Source organism: Bradyrhizobium sp. CCBAU 45321, assembly GCF_028128975.1.
GTDB classification, from domain to species: domain Bacteria; phylum Pseudomonadota; class Alphaproteobacteria; order Rhizobiales; family Xanthobacteraceae; genus Bradyrhizobium; species Bradyrhizobium yuanmingense.
The window spans coordinates 162,550-180,230 of the sequence record NZ_LFKZ01000014.1 but is presented as its reverse complement, the minus strand read 5'-3'; the positions used below and the strand labels follow the sequence as shown (position 1 = coordinate 180,230).

21 protein-coding genes are annotated in these 17,681 nt (G+C 64.6%); 12 read left to right on the top strand and 9 right to left on the bottom strand.

Translation table 11 applies throughout. The features are described from left to right. Positions 1-21: 21 nt before the first annotated feature. Positions 22-1,101, bottom strand: coding sequence for an AI-2E family transporter (locus ACM43_RS02555; RefSeq protein ID WP_404541000.1), 1,080 nt, complete (start codon positions 1,099-1,101; stop codon positions 22-24). A gap of 227 nt (positions 1,102-1,328) precedes the next feature. Between ACM43_RS02555 and ACM43_RS02550 the strand changes: the two genes are divergently transcribed. Both ACM43_RS02550 and ACM43_RS02545 read left to right on the top strand, forming a co-directional pair. Beyond that, entirely contained in the window at positions 1,329-1,556 is a 228-nt protein-coding gene (locus ACM43_RS02550) for a hypothetical protein (protein ID WP_157286041.1), read from the top strand. Between the two features lie 102 nt (positions 1,557-1,658). Further along, the gene (locus ACM43_RS02545; RefSeq protein ID WP_271537940.1) at positions 1,659-1,961 is read left to right on the top strand and encodes a hypothetical protein; all 303 of its coding nucleotides are present in this window, start codon (positions 1,659-1,661) and stop codon (positions 1,959-1,961) included. A gap of 599 nt (positions 1,962-2,560) precedes the next feature. Here the strand turns inward: ACM43_RS02545 and ACM43_RS02540 are convergent. Beyond that, positions 2,561-2,776 (bottom strand): hypothetical protein, encoded by a 216-nt coding sequence (locus ACM43_RS02540; protein ID WP_157286042.1) that lies wholly within the window; start codon positions 2,774-2,776, stop codon positions 2,561-2,563. 431 nt (positions 2,777-3,207) lie between these two features. Between ACM43_RS02540 and ACM43_RS02535 the strand changes: the two genes are divergently transcribed. From ACM43_RS02535 to ACM43_RS02525, 3 genes are all read left to right on the top strand, one after another. After that, the gene (locus ACM43_RS02535; RefSeq protein WP_036012580.1) at positions 3,208-3,795 is read left to right on the top strand and encodes a formyltransferase family protein; all 588 of its coding nucleotides are present in this window, start codon (positions 3,208-3,210) and stop codon (positions 3,793-3,795) included. A 240-nt stretch (positions 3,796-4,035) separates the two neighbouring features. Further along, positions 4,036-4,386: a hypothetical protein gene (locus ACM43_RS02530; RefSeq protein WP_157286043.1), complete on the top strand. Its 351-nt coding sequence runs from the start codon at positions 4,036-4,038 to the stop codon at positions 4,384-4,386. Beyond that, positions 4,331-4,876 carry a hypothetical protein gene (locus ACM43_RS02525; protein WP_271537936.1) on the top strand — a complete coding sequence of 182 codons (546 nt, stop codon included), beginning with the start codon at positions 4,331-4,333 and terminating at the stop codon, positions 4,874-4,876. Before ACM43_RS02530 ends, ACM43_RS02525 begins: the two co-directional genes overlap by 56 nt. Before the next feature lie 51 nt (positions 4,877-4,927). Here ACM43_RS02525 and ACM43_RS02520 read toward each other — a convergent pair whose 3' ends face one another. Then, positions 4,928-5,326: a RidA family protein gene (locus tag ACM43_RS02520; RefSeq protein ID WP_271537934.1), complete on the bottom strand. Its 399-nt coding sequence runs from the start codon at positions 5,324-5,326 to the stop codon at positions 4,928-4,930. A gap of 152 nt (positions 5,327-5,478) precedes the next feature. Here ACM43_RS02520 and ACM43_RS02515 point away from each other — a divergent pair, with 152 nt between their 5' ends. Both ACM43_RS02515 and ACM43_RS02510 read left to right on the top strand, forming a co-directional pair. Then, positions 5,479-6,354, top strand: a complete 876-nt coding sequence (locus tag ACM43_RS02515; protein ID WP_271537988.1) for a DMT family transporter — start codon at positions 5,479-5,481, stop codon at positions 6,352-6,354. Positions 6,355-6,555: 201 nt separating this feature from the next. Then, positions 6,556-7,989, top strand: a complete 1,434-nt coding sequence (locus ACM43_RS02510) for a caspase family protein (RefSeq protein WP_271537932.1) — start codon at positions 6,556-6,558, stop codon at positions 7,987-7,989. A gap of 241 nt (positions 7,990-8,230) precedes the next feature. Here ACM43_RS02510 and ACM43_RS02505 read toward each other — a convergent pair whose 3' ends face one another. Together ACM43_RS02505 and cysK are read right to left on the bottom strand one after the other, a co-directional pair. Next, the gene (locus ACM43_RS02505; RefSeq protein WP_157286049.1) at positions 8,231-8,470 is read right to left on the bottom strand and encodes a BrnA antitoxin family protein; all 240 of its coding nucleotides are present in this window, start codon (positions 8,468-8,470) and stop codon (positions 8,231-8,233) included. Between the two features lie 3 nt (positions 8,471-8,473). Further along, entirely contained in the window at positions 8,474-9,451 is a 978-nt protein-coding gene (cysK, locus tag ACM43_RS02500; RefSeq protein ID WP_157286050.1) for a cysteine synthase A, read from the bottom strand. Between the two features lie 223 nt (positions 9,452-9,674). Between cysK and ACM43_RS02495 the strand changes: the two genes are divergently transcribed. After that, positions 9,675-9,893: a hypothetical protein gene (locus ACM43_RS02495; RefSeq protein ID WP_036028144.1), complete on the top strand. Its 219-nt coding sequence runs from the start codon at positions 9,675-9,677 to the stop codon at positions 9,891-9,893. Between the two features lie 15 nt (positions 9,894-9,908). On the opposite strand, the gene tgt is transcribed toward ACM43_RS02495, so the two are convergent. Beyond that, entirely contained in the window at positions 9,909-11,054 is a 1,146-nt protein-coding gene (gene tgt / locus ACM43_RS02490) for a tRNA guanosine(34) transglycosylase Tgt (protein WP_271537927.1), read from the bottom strand. Between the two features lie 189 nt (positions 11,055-11,243). Here tgt and ACM43_RS02485 point away from each other — a divergent pair, with 189 nt between their 5' ends. The 4 genes from ACM43_RS02485 to ACM43_RS02470 all read left to right on the top strand — a co-directional run bounded on the left by ACM43_RS02485 (position 11,244) and on the right by ACM43_RS02470 (position 15,475). Continuing rightward, the gene (locus ACM43_RS02485) at positions 11,244-12,452 is read left to right on the top strand and encodes a patatin-like phospholipase family protein (RefSeq protein ID WP_271537925.1); all 1,209 of its coding nucleotides are present in this window, start codon (positions 11,244-11,246) and stop codon (positions 12,450-12,452) included. Between the two features lie 135 nt (positions 12,453-12,587). Then, positions 12,588-13,334: a TetR/AcrR family transcriptional regulator gene (locus ACM43_RS02480; protein ID WP_036012628.1), complete on the top strand. Its 747-nt coding sequence runs from the start codon at positions 12,588-12,590 to the stop codon at positions 13,332-13,334. 254 nt (positions 13,335-13,588) lie between these two features. Then, positions 13,589-14,191: a PepSY domain-containing protein gene (locus ACM43_RS02475; RefSeq protein ID WP_192893429.1), complete on the top strand. Its 603-nt coding sequence runs from the start codon at positions 13,589-13,591 to the stop codon at positions 14,189-14,191. 258 nt (positions 14,192-14,449) lie between these two features. After that, the gene (locus ACM43_RS02470; RefSeq protein ID WP_271537923.1) at positions 14,450-15,475 is read left to right on the top strand and encodes an aspartate-semialdehyde dehydrogenase; all 1,026 of its coding nucleotides are present in this window, start codon (positions 14,450-14,452) and stop codon (positions 15,473-15,475) included. A 97-nt stretch (positions 15,476-15,572) separates the two neighbouring features. Here ACM43_RS02470 and queA read toward each other — a convergent pair whose 3' ends face one another. The 3 genes from queA to ACM43_RS02455 form a co-directional block, all read right to left on the bottom strand. After that, entirely contained in the window at positions 15,573-16,646 is a 1,074-nt protein-coding gene (queA, locus tag ACM43_RS02465; protein ID WP_271537921.1) for a tRNA preQ1(34) S-adenosylmethionine ribosyltransferase-isomerase QueA, read from the bottom strand. A 144-nt stretch (positions 16,647-16,790) separates the two neighbouring features. Further along, the gene (locus ACM43_RS02460; protein WP_018642141.1) at positions 16,791-17,255 is read right to left on the bottom strand and encodes a peptidylprolyl isomerase; all 465 of its coding nucleotides are present in this window, start codon (positions 17,253-17,255) and stop codon (positions 16,791-16,793) included. Next, positions 17,252-17,677 carry a hypothetical protein gene (locus tag ACM43_RS02455; RefSeq protein ID WP_271537919.1) on the bottom strand — a complete coding sequence of 142 codons (426 nt, stop codon included), beginning with the start codon at positions 17,675-17,677 and terminating at the stop codon, positions 17,252-17,254. Before ACM43_RS02455 ends, ACM43_RS02460 begins: the two co-directional genes overlap by 4 nt. Positions 17,678-17,681: the final 4 nt, after the last annotated feature.

Sequence of the window (17,681 nt, the reverse complement as noted above, 5' to 3'; positions counted from 1 at the left end):
ACTGCGCTGGCGGGCGCGAGATCACCCCTTCCCCGCCTCCGCCCGGTCCTCGGTCCTGATCCAGGCCATCATCATTTCCCAGGCCACCGACAGGATGATCGGTCCGATGAACAGTCCGACGATGCCGTGGGCCAGCGTACCGCCGATCACGCCGACGAAGATCACGATGGTCGGGGTGGTCAGGCCACGGCCCATGACGAGCGGCTTCAGCATGGTGTCGATGAAGCCGACCAGGACGAGGAACACGGTGAGCAGCAGCGCCGTGGTGACGTCCTTGGCGGTCCAGATCCAGATGATCACAGGCAGCAGCACCAGGAAAGCACCGATCTGCACGATCGAGAGCAGCAGCACGATGAAGGCAAGGAGGCCCGCGCTCGGCACCGAGGCGAGCTTGAAGCCGATTCCGGCGAGCAGCGCCTGGACGATCGCCACGCCAATGACGCCCTGCGCCACGGCGCGGATGGTCGCACCGGCGAGCGAGAGGAAATGCTCGCTTTGCTCCGGCACGATGCGAAACAGGAAGTTGCGGCCGGCCGCGACCAGGCGTGGCCCATGCGGAAACAGGAAGCCGGCCACGAACACGGAGACGAGAAACTGGAGCGTGCCAAGGCCGGCGTCGCCCGCGAGCGAGAGCAGCGGGCCGGCCAGCGGCTGAAGATACGGCGCCACCTCGCGCACCGCCGTCCGAACGTTGTTGTAGGCCTGATCCCAGAGCTCGTAGAGCCAGGGGCCGACCAGCGGCCAGGACTTGAGCTGCTCCGGCGCCGATTGGAGCACGAGGTCGCCGGTGCCGAGCTGGTGCGCCAGCTCACGCACGCCGTCCACCGCGCTGATGCCGAGCCAGGTCGCCGGACCGATGACGATACCCAGCGTGACCAGGGTCAGGATTGCTGCTGCGGTTTTGGGCCGGCCGCCCAGGATCTTTGCAACCCAGCTGAACGCCGGATAGAACGCGACCGCCAGCACGCCGCTCCAGGCCAGGATCGGCACGAATGGGCGGATGATCAGGAAGGTCCAGATGATCAGCAGGGCGAGCAGGCCGAGGCGGATCACGAGCTGGATGACGTCCTCGCCCGTCAGCAACTGACGGAGGCTTTTCACGGGCACAGCTTTCCTTGCGGCATGAACGCAACTTCCGCGCTTGCGGGCTCAGCCGTTATTGCCAGCAACGCATCTGGCGTCAAGACGACCGGGTGCCGGATACCGCATCGTCCGTCCCAACCCGGCTTGGCTAACGCGGGTTAACCGGATTTCCCCGCGCCGGTTTACGCCGCTGCAAATGCTGGTGACTACCTTCCATCCGCAGTCACCGAAATGCATTCTGGGCCATGGCCAACAGCATCTGGACGATCGAACAATTCACCTGTGCGAGTTGCGGCATGAACTACACCGCGACCAGAGAGGAGCACAGCGAGGCTCACAGCGGCAGCTTCAAATGCGGCATCTGCAGCGGCATCGTGCATGCCTGGTCCGGCAAGCACCACTTCTTCGGCTGGCAGGCCGTGAAGACGAGGCCGCCCGTGTTCGGGCGGCGCTGGGCCGGCGTCGAATGGTAAGCCGCCTGCGGTGACGCCGGATCCGCCGAATTGCGCCGGCGCCGTTTGCACTCCGTTCACCGATCGCGGCTAGATCAGGACGGATCCTCCGCTTCGAACGCCATGGCCGACCTCAACGCCGTCCTGACCAGGCTCAACGACCGTCTGCTTCGCCTTGAGGGCGAGCTGTTCGTGCTGCGCTCGCTGGCGCGCGCGACATTGACCGCGGGCGACGACCATGCCGCGCGCATGCGCAAGCTGGTCGAGGCCGCAAAAGCCGCGCTCGACGACGAGGCCAAGCGCCCTCTCGACAAGCCGACCCGAAAATATGTCGATGCCGCAACCGCACTGGTGGAGGAGCTGCTGGTCGAACCCACCCCGGCGCGGCCGCTGTTCACGGTGATCGACGGCGGCCGGCGCGACTGAGCGCGCCCGCCTCAGCACGGCGATGATTACCGCCCATACATGCCCGGCGCACGTGCCCCGTGCGGGTAGCACTGTCCCTGCGAGTAATTGTAATCATAGCCGTCCGGACACAGCCCGCCGCGTCGTCCGTAATATTGAGGGCGACCGTAAGTGCCGGGCGCGTGCGCACGATTCGGGTAGCACTCGCCTGTCGAGTAATTATAGTCGTAACCGTGCGGGCACAGGCCACCACGGCGCCCATAGCCCGAGCCGTGGCCCCCGGTGTAGACACCCGGCGCGTGACGGTCGTTGGGATAGCAGCGGCCGTTCGAGTGGTTGTAATCATAGCCGTGCGGACATTGCCCGCCCGGACCGCCCCTGAACTGAACCTGCTCCACCATGGGCGCTGTCGGTGCCGCAGGCACGGTTGCAAACGCAAGCAAGCCGGCCAGCGCAAGCTCGATCATGACGATTCCTCCAAATCACGTGGACAAGCCTATCAGGATTCGCGTCCCACGAAACGACATGACAATTGAGGCAAAGCTGGGCTGAACCCTGCATGAACCGAGCTTGGACTGTGACAATGCGTCAACGCCAAGCCCCACGCACGATGCCGACGTCTAGATCGTGGATTTGTCCGCCTTGAGCCGGCTGAGCCCCGCCTCGATGATCGCGATCTCCTCGTCGATCTGGCCGATCGGCAGGCTGAAATCATAGCCGGACCGGCTCTTCAGATCGACCGCGAGCCGCTGCCTATGCATCATCAGCTCGTCCAGTCCACGGCGGTTCTTCAGACGCACATAGGCGTCGACGATCTGCTCGATCGCGTTCGGCATGAGATCTGTCCCGGCGAAAAGGCCCGGCGGCGCGCCCACGCAGGCAGACGATTTCGGTGTCGCGGTACGCAATACAAATCCGCGACGGATTCGTCGATACGCCAAGCTGGTTGAGATCGTGTTACCGTCCGATGACTTCGTGAGGCGCGGCGTGAAAAGGCCGCCGGCGGCCAAAGCCGGGTTCGAAAACGGATGCGGGTTGAAATATCGCCAGCCCCCGGTTGGCGCACCTTTATCAGCTGATCGGACGCATCTCCGTTAAGAACGAAACACAGGAACCGCTACAGGCGCTCGTCGACGACGCAGGGCCCCAGGCAACGCTAGGCGCCCGGCGCATTGTTGATAACCCACGCAAACGCTGCGCGGGTGGTGACAGGGCACGGGGACGTGTTATCGGGGGATGACGCAGTTGCGAGACGGATCGGACACCCATGCGAATTACCCTCGTCGGCTCCCGCCATTTTGGCGTGACCACCCTGAACATGCTCCGGGAGCACAGCGTCTCGGTCGTCCGGGTCGTGGTGGCGGACGCCGATGACCGCCTTGCCGCGGCGGCCAAGGCGGCGGGCATCGAGGTGCAGGTGCAAGCCAATCCCAAGCTGGTGGTGGCCTCCGAGATCGCCCCGGACACCGATCTGATCATCACAGCGCACAGCCATGCCAGGATCGGCAAGGATGCGCTCGCCGCCGCCAGGCTCGGCGGGATCGGCTATCATCCATCGCTGCTGCCGCGCCACCGCGGCAAGGCCGCGGTGGAATGGACCATCAAGGAAGGCGACCCGATCGCCGGCGGCACGATCTACCATCTCGCCGACCGCATGGATGCCGGCGCGATCGCCGCCCAGGACTGGTGCTTCGTCAAGAAGGGCGAGACCGCACGAGAGCTTTGGGAGCGCGCGCTGGCGCCGCTCGGGCTCAAGCTGCTGGCCGATGTGATCGATTACGCCAAGGTCCACAAGGCGCTACCCGCCAAAGTCCAGGACGAGCAGTTCGCGACCTCCGCGCCCAGCCTCTCCTGAGCCAAGCCCCTCTGAGCCAGCCCTCTGAGCCGAAGTCTCCTGGAGCAAGCTCTTTCCGAGTCGTCCTGACGTTTACCCTTAACGTGCGGCGCTCTTGATTCTGCTTCGGAAATTGGAGCCAAAAGCGCAAATAAACCATTGTTCCCAAAGGAACAATTTTCGCTTTGGCATCGCAACAAATTTCCGTCACATTTCGTCCGAATAAGCGTCAGCAACTCAGACACATTCAAGGACGAATTCATGCGTTTTGGTCGCATTGCGGTGTTCTGTGCCGCCCCAGTTCTCGCTGGCACCCTCGCCGCCCCCGCGTTCGCCCAGAATCCCTATGACGGCAATTGGCAAGTCACCATCGTGACCAAGACCGGTTCGTGCGAGCCGACCGCAAGCTCGATGCTGACGGTTGCCGACGGCAAGATCACCGCGCCCGGCGCTAACGTTTCCGGCACCATCGGCAGCGGGGGACTTGTGAAAGTTTCGATCAATGGTGCATATGCCAACGGTCAACTCAGCGGCAACGCCGGATCGGGGAAGTGGAATGGAGCATCTGCAGGCATACCGTGCAGCGGGCGGTGGGAAGCATCGCGTCAATAAACCAATTGAGGCTCGCGCCCGGAACCGGCGGCTGCTGATTGCGGCCGCCGTTTTGTTTACGGCGGGGATCGCTACCACCCAAAGCAAGGCCCAGTCCGGCCCGTTCGCCCCGCTGGCGGGCAGCTGGAGCGGCGGTGGCACGGTTACGCTCGATGACGGCTCGACCGAGCGGATCCGCTGCCGGGCCAAATACGCTCCGATCGGACCGACCATGGAGATGTCGCTGACCTGTGCCAGCGATGCCTACAAATTCAACCTCGGCGCCAACGTGAAGGCCGAAGGCGGCGCCATTGCAGGCAGTTGGTCCGAGACCAGCCGCAATATCTCCGGTTCGCTCCAGGGCCGCGGCAGCGGCGGAAGCTACGAGCTGGTGGCCTCAACCGCGGGCTTCAACGCCAACATCTCTCTCAAGACGTCCGGCAACAAGCAGAACGTCACGATGCGCGCGGACAGTCAGTTCCGCGGCGCGAACATCTCGATGTCGAAATAAGACGCAAGTTGACGCGACAGTCGATCCGGCGCCCGCGCCGGATCGATTTTTTTATGGGCCGGGCACGTACGCGGTGACCTCGATCTCGACCTTGGCACGCTCGTCCACGAGGCCTCCGATATAGAGCAGCGTCGAGGGCGGAAAATTGCGGCCGAGCGTTTCCTTCCAGGCCGCGCCAATGCCGGCACCTGCCGCTTCGTACTCGGCGCGGCTGGTCAGGTACCAGGTCAGGCGGACGATGTGCTCGGGGCCGGCACCGGCCTCGGCCAGCAGCTTGACGATCCGCTTCAGCGCCGTCGCGACCTGGGCTGCCATGTCGGGATCGTAACTGCCGGCCTCGTCGCCCCCGGTTTGGCCGGCGAGTACCACCCACCGGCCCGGCCCCTCGGTCACGACGCCATGGGAAAAGCCGCGCGGTTTTTTCCACTCGGCCGGCTGCAAGATGCGCATGGGCAATGCCTCCCGATCTTTGTCGTTGTTCGCTGATTGCCTTAGCATGCAGCCCAGCATCGCTGCATCCACAGATTTGGCCGTTGCAAACGGCGGCAATGTCGCCGATACCGGCCGCCCCTCCTCGGTCTATCCGTCCACATCCGCCGCAGATGAGCACCACACCGTCGAAAATGATGGCTGCACTGTGGATGGCCGGCTGGCTGTCGCTGATGCTGATCATGGCGGTGGCCGGGCGCGAGACCACGCGCGAGCTGAATGTTTTTCAGATCATGGAAATGAGGTCGCTGGCCGGCTTCGTCTTGCTCTCACCGATCATCTACCGCGCCGGCGGCTGGAGGGTGCTCAAGACATCGCGCCTGCCGCAGCATGTCGGCCGCAATTTGGTGCACTATGTTGCCCAACTCGGCTGGTTCTTCGCACTGACACTGATTCCGATCGGCCAGGTGGTGGCAATCGAGTTCACCATGCCGATCTGGACGGCCGTCCTCGCGGCGAGCTTCCTGTCCGAGCGGATGACGCCATGGAAGATCGCCGCCATCGTGCTCGGCCTCGTCGGCGTTATCGTCATTGTCCGCCCCTCGACCGGGGAGATCAATCCAGGGCAGCTCATCGCGCTTGGCGCCGCCATGGGATTTGGCGTCGCGATGGCGCTGGTCAAATCGCTGACCCGCACCGAGAGCGCGCTCTCGATCCTGTTCTGGATGCTGGTGGTGCAGTCGATTGCTGGCTTCATTCCGACGCTGATGGTCTGGACCTGGCCGTCGCTCTATGTCTGGGGCTGGGTCGGCGTGATCGCCGTCTGCGGCACGTTCTCACATTATTGCCTGGCCAGTGCGATGCGCTACGCCGACGCGACGATCGTGGTTCCGATGGACTTCCTGCGGGTTCCACTGACTGCAACTGCCGGTTGGCTGTTGTATTCCGAGCGGCTCGACTCCTGGACTGTGCTCGGCGCCGCGCTGATCCTGTTTGGCAATTTACTCAATTTGAAGCCCGCTTCATCGGTTCCCGCCCGCGCCAGGTGAACCTCGCGCCGCCTCGCGCGACAAAACCAAGTGGCCGTGTGATTTGGATCACGTTGGAGCGACACTCCATCGTGCACATTCGGCCACACAGCAGCGGGTTGAACGCAACGGACTGCCGTTTTGGTGGCGCGAAGTCGGGCACTTCGTGTAGGTTCGTTGCCGATCTGTTGCTGCCTGCAATTCGATTCTGGGGATTTCAGAATGCGCTATCTCACCCTCCTCGCTTCGCTGATGTGCATTGCGCTGTCGGTCAGTGCCGCCAAGGCTGACCGCCGCGTCGCTTTCGTGGTCGGCAACGGCTCCTACAAGAATGTCGCACAATTGCCGAACCCGCCGATCGACGCCAAGGCGATGGCGGCCACGCTGCGCAATGTCGGATTCGAGGTGATCGAAGGCTCCAATCTCAGCCGCGACCAGATGACCGAGAAGCTGCTTGATTTCGGCCGCAAGGCGCAAGGCTCCGATATCGCGCTGTTCTATTATGCCGGCCACGGCATCGCCGTCAGCGGCACCAATTACCTGCTACCCGTCGACGCCGACATCAAGTCGGAGATGGACGTCAAGCTGGGCGCCGCCATCAATATCGACCTGACTCTCGAGCAGACCATGGGCGATGCCAAGGTCAAGCTCGTCTTCCTCGATGCCTGCCGCGACAATCCGTTCGCCGCCAAGATCAAGTCGAATTCGGCGACGCGCAGCGTCAACGTCCAGAGCGGCCTCGCCGAGATGAAGTCCGGCGAAGGCACGCTGATTGCGTTCGCCACCGGCCCGGGCCAGACCGCACTCGACGGCCAGGAGGGCAACAACAGCCCGTTCACGCGGGCGTTGATCGACAACATCACCAAGCCTGGCGTCGAGATCCAGCAGGCCATGACGTCGGTGCGCGCTCAGGTCAATGAAGAGACCCGCAAGGGCCAGCTGCCCTGGGGCCACACCAACCTGACCGGCTCCGTCTATCTCAATCAGGCGCCGACCACCCAGGTCGCCGCTGCGGCCCCGACCGCGACCGGCATCGTGCCGGCGGCGACCGGAAGCTCGGACGGTGTCGAGCTCGAATACTGGCGCTCGGTCAAGGAGTCCAACAAGGCCGAGGAGCTCAATGCCTACCTCACCGCTTACCCGAACGGCCAGTTCAAGGCGCTGGCGCTGGCGCGGCTGGCGGCGATCAAGAGCGGCCCCTCGACCGCGACCCGCACGCTCAATGCCGGCGTCGATCCCGCCACCTTCACGGATGAGGCTACCCAAGTGACCGAGGACCAAATCGGTCTCGACAAGAACAAGCGTCGCGACGTGCAGCGTCGACTCACGGCGCTCGGCTTCGACACCAACCAGACCGGCGTATTCAACGACGAAACGCGGTCCGTGCTCAAGCGCTGGCAGACGGCGCGCGGCTACCCGTCGTCAGGCTACCTCAACAAGCACCAGCACAAGGCCCTGCTCTCGGAAATCGTGGCTGCCCCGGCGACGGCGAGCGACGGCAGCCAGAAGCCGGCTCGGCGCGCCGCCACCGCCCCGGCTCAGAGCAGCGCGCCGGCACCGGCTCCCCAGCCACGCAGCAATCCCGGCGATGCTGCCGGTGCGGCCTTCGTCGGCGGCGTCGTCGGCGGCATGATGGGCGGCATGTTCCGTCGTTGAGTCGAAACGAGATCGACAATGCAAAAAGCCCGGCTCGCGCCGGGCTTTTTCGTTGGTGCGATGATGCTGCCGCGTACTCCGTCATTGCGAGCGCAACGAAGCAATCCAGAATCTCTCCGCGGTGACAGCCTGGATTGCTTCGTCGCAAGAGCTCCTCGCAACGACGATGATAGAGATGTGCGCCAAACGGATGTCACAGTCTGCGGAGAGACGCCGCTGGTCGGACGTGTCCGGTCGGAGCCTACTTCCCTGCCACCTTGCGCAGCGCCTCGTTGATGCGATCCTGCCAGCCGGGACCGCCCTCCTGGAAGAACTCCAGCACGTCCTGGTCGATGCGCAGCGTGACCTGCTCCTTGATGCCGGGCACGGCGTTTTGCTTGGGCGGCGCGGCGGCGACCTTGGCCGTTACCTTCTTGAACGCCGCCTCGGCCTCGGTCCTGGCATCGCCCAGCGTGCGCGGCCGTCTCGTTTGATCCGCCATGTCCTAGATTCCCTCAAACAGAGCCGTCGAAAGATACCGCTCGGAGAAGGACGGCACGATCGCCAGGATGGTCTTCCCGGAAGCTTCCGGCCGCTTGCCGATCTCGAGCGCGGCGGCGATCGCAGCGCCTGAGGAGATGCCGCCCGGAATGCCCTCATGCCGCGCCAGCGCGCGCGAGGTCTCGATCGCCGTGGTCGAGTTGATCTTCACGATCTCATCGATCACGGAGCGGTCGAGGATGTCAGGGACGAAGCCGGCACCGATGCCTTGGATCTTGTGGGGAGTATGCTGTCCCCCCGAGAGCACCGGGCTCTCCTCCGGCTCGACCGCAACCACACGCAAGCCCGGCTTGCGCGGCTTGAGAACCTGGCCGACGCCGGTGATCGTGCCGCCGGTGCCGACGCCGGCCACGAAGAAGTCGATGCTGCCGCCGGTGTCGCTCCAGATCTCCTCCGCGGTGGTGCGGCGGTGCACCTCCGGATTGGCGAGGTTCTTGAACTGCTGCGGCATCACTGAATTCGGCGTCGTCTTCAAGAGCTCCTCGGCGGCCGCGATGGCACCCTTCATGCCCTGCGCCGCCGGCGTCAGCACCAGCTCCGCGCCGAGAAAGGCCAGCATCTTGCGTCGCTCGATCGACATCGATTCCGGCATCACCAGCTTGAGCCGGTAGCCGCGGGAAGCCGCCACGAAGGCGAGCGCAATGCCGGTATTGCCGGAGGTCGGCTCGATCAGCACGGTGTCCGGCTTGACGATGCCCGCCTTCTCCATCGCGATGATCATGGCCGCTCCGATACGGTCCTTCACGCTCGCGGCAGGATTGAAATATTCAAGTTTTGCCAAAATGGTCGCGTTCACGTCGTGCATACCGGGCAGCCGGCGCAAGCGCACGATGGGCGTGTTGCCAAAGGCATCGACGATCGAGTCATAGATCCGGCCACGGCCGGGTTGGTGCGCTGCACCCGTGTTGGACGATGCGTCCATGATGAACTCCCTGTGGCGACGATCTGCACGTCTGTCGCGGCCTTGCGCAGTTACGGACAGCTTGCGGCGACGCGCAAGCGGCAATGCAGCACATGTTAAATACGCTGCATCGCAAAATCGCGTGAGCTTTAATTAGCAGAAAACCAACGCATTTGTGTTGCGACCTCGTCAACTGATTCTGCTTATGTTAGACTTAGGTCTAGAAAGCAGGGAGGTCACCACGATGTCAGCGGTTGCTGAAGTGATGTCGACCGTAGCGCTAAGGCGTGATCCGCGTTGCAGCGAGTTGCCGACCTGTCCCGTCTGCGCCGACTCCATGGTCGCCGCTGAAGCGTCTGCCTACGTCTCGGACCACATCATCAGCTACCTCTGGACGTGCGACAATTGCGGCTACGGCTTCGTGACCAAGCATGCCGTGAAGCGGCGGCTCGTGTGCAACTGAGTTTGGACCATTGATCTAGCGCGGGGCGATATCGCCCCTCGCCCAGTCCGCGCGCGTACGCTGATAGAACTCCTCAAAATTTTCTTGTGCGATCGCGTCCCTGATGCCCTGCATCAGGGACTGGTAGTACGCGACATTGATCTCGGACAGCAGCATCGCGCCCAGCGTCTCGCCCGCCTTGACGAGATGATGGAGATAGGCGCGCGCGCAGTTCCGCGTCGACGGCCATGAGCTCTCTTCATCGAGCGGACGCGGATCGTCCGCATGGCGCGCGTTGCGCAAATTGACCTGGCCGTGGCGCGTGAAGGCGACGCCGTGCCGGCCGTTGCGGGTCGGCATCACGCAGTCGAACATGTCGATGCCGCGCCTCACCGCTTCGAGGATGTCGTCGGGCGTGCCGACGCCCATTAGATAGCGTGGCCGCTGCTTCGGAAGCAGCGGCGCGGTCTCGTCGATCATCGCCAGCATGACCGCCTGCGGTTCGCCGACGGCGAGCCCGCCGATCGCATAGCCATGGAAGCCGATCCCGACTAGGCCTTGCGCGCTCGCGTGTCGTAGCTCGGGCACGTCGCCGCCCTGCACGATGCCGAACAGCATGTAGCCATCCGGGGCGCTCGCGAAGGCGCGCTTGCTTCTCTCCGCCCAACGCAGCGACAATTGCATCGCGCGCTCGATGTCGGCGCGCTCGGCAGGCAACCGCACGCATTCATCCATCTGCATGGCGATGTCGGAGCCGAGCAAACGCTGCACCTCGATCGACCGCTCCGGCGACAGCTCGACCTTGGCGCCGTCGATGTGCGAGCGGAACGTGACGGCGTGCTCGCTGACCTTGCGCAAATCCGCCAGCGACATCACCTGAAAGCCGCCGGAATCCGTCAACATCGGTCCGTTCCAGCCTGTGAACGTCTGCAAGCCGCCAAGCGCCGCGATCCGCTCGGCGCTTGGACGCAGCATCAGATGGTAGGTGTTGCCGAGCACGATGTCGGCGCCGGCATCGCGCACCTCGCGCCAGTGCATGCCCTTCATGGCACCGGCGGTGCCGACCGGCATGAAGGCCGGGGTCCGCACCACGCCATGCGGGGTGGTCAGCCGCCCGGTGCGCGCGGCCCCGTCGGTGGCGAGCAACTCAAAGTGATTGGGAAGGTCATTGTCGGGATTCATGGCGGTGCTTATTGCGTGTCGGAGCAGGCTGATCAACCCGCCGACCGCGCTTGGGCCGGTTCGTGCATCAGACTGGGACACCGACCACACAAGGATTGTACGCCGCGCCCTTGTCAAACGAAACGATACAGTGTAGTTTTGTACGCGGGGCTGGACGAGATGCCGCGGCGAACTTGCCGGCGGCGGTAGATGCGTGATCGCCAGCCACCGACAATGCCGTACCCTTCGTGTTCGACCGACGCATCCGTCTCCTCGCGTGACCGGATCAGGCAGACTGGTGTCGGCCTGATCGGATTAGTGCTCCTGATCTGCAGCCTGGCGTTCGGCGCCTGCACCTCCCTGCCCCGCACGCCCTATACCGCCGCGGAGGCGAGCACGTCGCGCGTGCTCGATATCGAGGGTCTGCGGCGCTACGCCGACGAGCCGGTCACCAAGTTCAGCTTCGAGAAGGACAACAGCACTGCCACGAGAACCTATCTGGCGCTCTCCGGCGGCGGCGCTGACGGCGCCTACGGCGTCGGCGTGCTCGCCGGCTGGACCGCGACCCGAACCCGCCCCAGCTTCTCGGTCGTCTCGGGCGTCAGCACCGGCGGCCTGATCGCACCGTTCGCGTTTCTCGGACCGCAATATGACGACACGCTGAAGGAGGTCTACACCAGCGGTATCGCGGAGAGTCTCCTGAACGATCCCAGCATCATGCGCGTGCTGTTCGGATCCGGCCTATTCGGCAACACCCGGCTGCGCGAGCTCGTCGCACGCTATGTCGGACCCGAGATCATGGCGCAGGTCGCGCGCGAGAATGCCAAGGGCCGCAGGCTCTTGGTGGTGACGACCGACCTCGACACGCAGCGCACCGCGATCTGGGACATGGGCAGGATTGCCGCGGTCGGAACGCCCGAGGCGCTCAAGCTGTTTCGCGACGTGATGGCGGCCTCCGCCAGCATTCCCCTGGTGTTTCCGCCCATCATGATCGATGCCGAAGGCGGGGGCCGCAAGTTTCAGGAGATGCATGTCGATGGCGGCGTGACCGCGCCGGTGCTGACCTTGCCCGAAGCTCTGCTGTTCCAGAGCGGCCGTCTGCCCGGCAATACAAAGATGGACATTTACATCCTCGTCAACAAGAAGATCGAACGCAACTTCGAGCTCGTCTCCAACGGCACCATCGACGTCGCTTCACGCAGCCTGTCGGCGATCACCCAATCGCAGACGCGCTCGATCATCTTCTCGACCTACGATTTCGCCAAGCGCAACCGGCTGGGCTTCCATCTTTCCTACATCGCGCGCGACTATCCCGCCCCGCCGTCGGAAGGATTCGATACCGGCTATATGCGGGCGCTGTATCAGTACGGATACGAGAAGGCTGCATCCGGCCAGGCCTGGTCCTCGACCCTGCCGTGATCCCTCGTGACGGAACGAGGCAGTACCGAAACCGTTGACGATATGGCCAATTCGGCCAGATTCGCGATGACGCCTCCGCTGCTGCGCGATATAGAGCGAATGACCGATATCGCGACCGCGCAGGAATCATTGGGCATGGGATTGACTGCGACCAGGACAAGACCGGCAGCGCCACGGCGCGAGGTACCGAAATCGCGCGGTGGCCGGCCGACGAAGACTGCTGCGATCGAGCGCGATCTGCGGCTGATCGAGGTCGCCACCCGCCTGTTCCTTGATCGCGGCTTCGATGCGACCTCGCTCGATGCGGTCGCGGAAGCTGCGCGGGTCAGCAAGCCCACCGTCTATTCCCGCTATGGCGACAAGCGCGGCCTGTTCGCGGCCGTGCTGAGGCGCGAGATCGAGCGCTGGCTTGCGCCGCTGTCGGCGGCGGCGGAGACGCAGCTCTCCAGCGCCTCGAACATCCCGGTCGAGCAGCGGCTGGTCGAGATCGGACGCGAGATGCTGACCTTCACCTGCGGCCCGGATGCCGTCGCCTTCAGCCGCATGATGACGGCACAGGCGATCAACTTCCCCGACGTCGCCAAGCTCGGCAAGGAGGAAGGCTGGCTGAAGGCCGTCGCCACCACGGCGCGCTTCTTCGACCATCTGGTGGCGCAAGGCGCGCTCGATGTCGACGACACCACCATCGCAGCCGAGGTGTTCCTCGACGTCGTCGTCGGCCACACCCATCGTATGGCGACGTTCGGAACGGCGCTGGAGCTGAAGGCTGCCGAGAAGCGCATGCGCGCGGCGATCAAGCTGTTCCTGGCCGGCGCGCTGGGGCCTGCCGACCGCGTCCAGGACACCTCGAAACTCGCGCCACGGCGCCGCTCCTCCCGCTGACAATTCCGTGAGCTTGCGTGCTTTCCCCAAGGGGCGACGGTGCGGCGTCATTGACCGAAATAAAACGATACGGTATGGTTTAGTTATAAGGCGATGCGGACCGCTTTTTTCACCAGCCCCAAAGGAGGCCCGTATCACCCAGATCGCCGCGCCGGGTACAGCCTGCCGCGACGCTCCGCGGCCGGCCGATGCCCAAGGCCGGCCGCGAATTCTTTACGATCATCCGGCACACTCGCTGGCCGAGGGTTTCGAGCATGACGACTGCCAAACGATGGACCTCGCACCTGCTTGCGATCGCATTGCCCGCGCTGCTCATCGCCGCGCCGGCACAGGCTGTCGTGACCGCGAGCACGCCGACCGCGCTTCACAGCGACACAGATGGTGATGCCGAAGCGGACCGCCAGGCAGTCAGCCGCGAAATAGAGCGATTCCGCAGCTCCTCGATCACGATCAGCCAGGCCATGGCGATTGCCGAAGCCCGCCATGCCGGCGCCACCACTGCCGATGTGAGCTTCGACGGCGGCTCGGGCGTGCCGGTCTACCGGGTGAAGACCCTGCACAACGACCGGATCTGGCGCCACACCATCAATGCTTCGACCGGCGAACTGGTCGGCGGGGAAGCCGCCCTGCCCCTCACCGAGCTCGACCGCGAGGACCGTAGCAACCTCGCAGCGCTGGGTGCGATCAGGCACCGCCTCTCCGATGCCGTGCGCGTCGCCGAGCGTGCCGCCGCGGGCAAGGCCATCAGCGGCGGGCTGGTCCGTGAACGCGGTCGGCTGAACTTCTCGATCGTCGTCGTCAGCGGCGACGACCTCAAGGAGGTCACCCTGGAGCCACCGGGCGCCAAGGGGAAATAGCGGGTGCCAAATAGCGGCAGGCTGCCCCCGGCATCGTCCGGACCGAAAAGCCATTGACGGGGGCAAGACTCTCCCGCATAAGTCGCCGCCATGTTCACGACCACCAAACGCACGACCAAAACCACCACGGCCGAAGGGGCCCGGGGAGGCGTGCGCGCGTAGGTCGTCGACTTAAACGCATCAGCTCTACGGCAAGCCCCGCCCTCGATGGTCCGGGGCTTTTTTGTTGTCTAAATTCTCAATGCAACGGAGGACAAAGTGAGTAACGATCCCGTCGTCGCGATTGTCGGCGTCACCGGCGCGGTGGGCGCCGAATTCATCGCCACCATGGACAAGCGCGGCTTTCGCGTCGGCAAGCTCAAGGCACTGGCGAGCGCCCGCTCGGCCGGCAAGACGGTGTCGTTCCGCGGGCAGAGCGTGGCCATCGAGGAGTTGACCGAGCGCTCCTTCGACGGCGTCGACATCGCCCTGTTCTCCGCCGGCGGCAGCATCTCCAAGAAGTTCGCCCCCATCGCGGTCAAGGCCGGTGCCGTCGTGGTCGACAACTCCTCGGCCTTCCGCATGGATCCGAACGTGCCGCTGGTGATCCCCGAGATCAACGCGAGCCGCATCCGCGACCACAAGGGCATCATTGCGAACCCGAACTGCGCCGCGATCACCGCGCTGGTGCCGCTGTGGCCGATCCACCAGAAGAACCGCATCAAGCGCGTGATCATCTCGACCTATCAGGCGGCCAGCGGCGCCGGCGCCGCCGCGATGGAGGAGCTGGTGGAGTCCACCCGCGCCAACCTCAACGGGCAGGTCTATACGCCCAAGGTGATGCCGCACCCCTACGCCTTCAACCTGTTCAACCACAACACCGCCATCGACCCCGAGACCGGCTACAACGACGAAGAGACCAAGGTCATCAAGGAGACCCGCAAGATCTTCGAAGACGACAGCATCGCCGTCGGCGTCACCTGCGTGCGTGTGCCGGTGCTGCGCGCCCATTGCGAAGCCATCACCTTCGAATGCGAGAAGCCGATCAGCGAGGACCAGGTCCGTGCCATCATGGCGCAGGCGCCCGGCGTGAAGGTGGTCGACGACCGCGCCAAGAACTACTTCCCGATGCCGATCGACGCCTCGGGCCAGGACGACGTCCTGGTCGGCCGCATCCGCAAGGATCTCAGCGACCCCACCGGGCACTCGATCTCGATGTTCGTGGCGGCCGATCAGCTGCTCAAGGGCGCGGCGCTGAATGCGGTGCAGATCGCGGAATTCCTGCCGCAGCGGGTGATGGCGTAACGAAGGTTGCGTAGGGTGGATTGGCCGAAGGCGTAATCCACCTCTTCGCTTCCGCGGAGACGAGCAGTGGTGGGTTACGCCTTGCGGCTAACCCACCCTACCGCTCGGCCCGAAACAGCAAACACGCATCGCCATACGAATAGAAGCGATAGCCCTGCGCGATCGCGTGCGCATAGGCCTGCTTCATCGTCGCGAGCCCCGAGAAGGCCGACACCAGCATGAACAGCGTCGACTTCGGCAGGTGGAAATTGGTTATCAGCGCGTCGACCGCGCGGAAGCGGTAGCCGGGCGTGATGAAGATCGACGTCTCGGCTGCGAATGGCTGGATCGTGCCGTCCTCGCTCGCGGCGCTTTCGAGCAGCCGCAACGACGTCGTGCCGACCGCAACGATGCGGCCGCCGTTCTTCCGCGCAACGTTGAGCCGCTCCGCCGTTTCGGCCGAGATCGTGCCCCACTCGGCGTGCATCTTGTGGCCGTCGGTGTCGTCGACCTTGACCGGCAGGAACGTCCCTGCCCCGACATGCAGCGTCACGCGGTTGAGGGCAACGCCGCGGTCGCGCAACGACTGTTCCAGCGCCGGCGTGAAATGCAGTCCCGCGGTCGGCGCTGCAACTGCGCCTTCATTCGCCGCGAACATGGTCTGGTAATCAGCGAGGTCCTGATCGTCTGGCGTGCGCTTGGAGGCGATGTAGGGCGGCAGCGGCGGGCTGCCGAGATCGGCGATGGCCTGGTCCAGCGCCGGGCCGTGGAACGAGAACGCCAGCGTCACCTCGCCCTCGGTGCCCTTGGCCTCGACCTCGGCGTCGAGATGACCGAGCAGGCAGACCTTGCCTTCGTTGCCAAAGCGGATGCGGTCGCCGGGGGCGAGCTTCTTGGCCGGCTTCACCAGCGCCTGCCAGCGCGAGCCGTCGAGACGCTTGATCAGTGTCGCCTCGATCTTCGGCTCGGTGTCGCGGCCGATGCGGCGACCCTTCAATTGCGCCGCAATCACCTTGGTGTCGTTGACGACGAGCTGGTCGCCGGGCTTCAGCCATTGCGGCAGGTCGGAAATGATCTGGTCGCGCAGCGCGCCATTCTCGACGACCAGCATCCTCGCGGAATCGCGCGGGCTCGCCGGGCGCAAAGCGATGCGCTCGGGCGGCAGATCGAAATCGAAGAGATCGGTGCGCATGAGCAGGCTTGGCGCGACACAGCCAGACCCTCATGGTGAGGAGGCGCTTAGCGCCGTCTCGAACCATGAAGGCCGGGTTGCAGCAGTGGGGCCTTCATCCTTCGAGACGCGCGTTCCGCGCTCCTCAGGATGAGGATCGAGTGACTATTCCTTGTCCGCGGCCATCCGCGCCTTGACGATCTTGTCGGGGTTCTGCACCGGCTCGCCGCGCTTGATCTTGTCGACGTTCTCCATGCCCTCGGTGACCTTGCCCCACACCGTGTACTGGTTGTCGAGGAAGCGGGCGTCGTCGAAACAGATGAAGAACTGGCTGTCGCCGGAATCGGGATTGGCGGCGCGGGCCATCGAGGCGGTGCCGCGCACATGCGGCTCCTTGTTGAACTCGGCCTTCAGCTTCTTGCCGGAGCCGCCGGTGCCGGTGCCGTGCGGGCAGCCGGTCTGCGCCATGAAGCCCTCGATCACGCGGTGAAACACGATGCCGTCGTAGAAGCCCTCACGGACCAGCTCCTTGATGCGCGCGACATGGCCGGGCGCGAGGTCGGGGCGCATTTCGATGGTGACGGGGCCCTGCGTGGTCTCGAGGATCAGGGTGTTTTCGGTGACGCTCATGCTCGTCTCTCTTGCGTTGGGGGTGAAGTCTTCTCGGGTGACGTCTTGCGGCTGCGGAACTGGATCGCGAATGGACGTCCCGCGGCGGCGCCGGCCATTGCATCGGTAAATGGCACCGGCGTGCAGCGTTGCAACGCCTCCATCACCGCGATCCGGTATTGCAGCCGGTCATTGTCGGAGGCCTCCGCGGATTCATAGGTAATCCTCGGATGGCCCAGAATGTTTCCGGCCCGGTTAAAGCTCACGAGGACGGTGATGTCGAGTGGGCGGGCCCTCGCCGGCGACGGCGGTCTCCAGCAGGTGCGCAGGTGCCGGAAGATGTCCTGGATCGTGTCGACCTGGGCGGCCTCCACGGCCGCACGGGAGGTGGCGAGCAGCAGCACCACGGCAACCAGCAGGAGCCTGCCACCGCGGCGCGCCATGGCC

What these genes read in the sequence shown, in the direction of transcription:
- ACM43_RS02550 (WP_157286041.1), top strand. Translation starts at nt 1,329, where the DNA reads ATGGCCAACAGCATCTGGACGATCGAACAATTCACCTGTGCGAGTTGC.
- ACM43_RS02545 (WP_271537940.1), top strand. Translation starts at nt 1,659, where the DNA reads ATGGCCGACCTCAACGCCGTCCTGACCAGGCTCAACGACCGTCTGCTT.
- ACM43_RS02540 (WP_157286042.1), bottom strand. Translation starts at nt 2,776, where the DNA reads ATGCCGAACGCGATCGAGCAGATCGTCGACGCCTATGTGCGTCTGAAG.
- ACM43_RS02535 (WP_036012580.1), top strand. Translation starts at nt 3,208, where the DNA reads ATGCGAATTACCCTCGTCGGCTCCCGCCATTTTGGCGTGACCACCCTG.
- ACM43_RS02530 (WP_157286043.1), top strand. Translation starts at nt 4,036, where the DNA reads ATGCGTTTTGGTCGCATTGCGGTGTTCTGTGCCGCCCCAGTTCTCGCT.
- ACM43_RS02525 (WP_271537936.1), top strand. Translation starts at nt 4,331, where the DNA reads ATGGAGCATCTGCAGGCATACCGTGCAGCGGGCGGTGGGAAGCATCGC.
- ACM43_RS02520 (WP_271537934.1), bottom strand. Translation starts at nt 5,326, where the DNA reads ATGCGCATCTTGCAGCCGGCCGAGTGGAAAAAACCGCGCGGCTTTTCC.
- ACM43_RS02515 (WP_271537988.1), top strand. Translation starts at nt 5,479, where the DNA reads ATGAGCACCACACCGTCGAAAATGATGGCTGCACTGTGGATGGCCGGC.
- ACM43_RS02510 (WP_271537932.1), top strand. Translation starts at nt 6,556, where the DNA reads ATGCGCTATCTCACCCTCCTCGCTTCGCTGATGTGCATTGCGCTGTCG.
- ACM43_RS02505 (WP_157286049.1), bottom strand. Translation starts at nt 8,470, where the DNA reads ATGGCGGATCAAACGAGACGGCCGCGCACGCTGGGCGATGCCAGGACC.
- cysK (WP_157286050.1), bottom strand. Translation starts at nt 9,451, where the DNA reads ATGGACGCATCGTCCAACACGGGTGCAGCGCACCAACCCGGCCGTGGC.
- ACM43_RS02495 (WP_036028144.1), top strand. Translation starts at nt 9,675, where the DNA reads ATGTCAGCGGTTGCTGAAGTGATGTCGACCGTAGCGCTAAGGCGTGAT.
- tgt (WP_271537927.1), bottom strand. Translation starts at nt 11,054, where the DNA reads ATGAATCCCGACAATGACCTTCCCAATCACTTTGAGTTGCTCGCCACC.
- ACM43_RS02485 (WP_271537925.1), top strand. Translation starts at nt 11,244, where the DNA reads ATGCGTGATCGCCAGCCACCGACAATGCCGTACCCTTCGTGTTCGACC.
- ACM43_RS02480 (WP_036012628.1), top strand. Translation starts at nt 12,588, where the DNA reads ATGGGATTGACTGCGACCAGGACAAGACCGGCAGCGCCACGGCGCGAG.
- ACM43_RS02475 (WP_192893429.1), top strand. Translation starts at nt 13,589, where the DNA reads ATGACGACTGCCAAACGATGGACCTCGCACCTGCTTGCGATCGCATTG.
- queA (WP_271537921.1), bottom strand. Translation starts at nt 16,646, where the DNA reads ATGCGCACCGATCTCTTCGATTTCGATCTGCCGCCCGAGCGCATCGCT.
- ACM43_RS02460 (WP_018642141.1), bottom strand. Translation starts at nt 17,255, where the DNA reads ATGAGCGTCACCGAAAACACCCTGATCCTCGAGACCACGCAGGGCCCC.
- ACM43_RS02455 (WP_271537919.1), bottom strand. Translation starts at nt 17,677, where the DNA reads ATGGCGCGCCGCGGTGGCAGGCTCCTGCTGGTTGCCGTGGTGCTGCTG.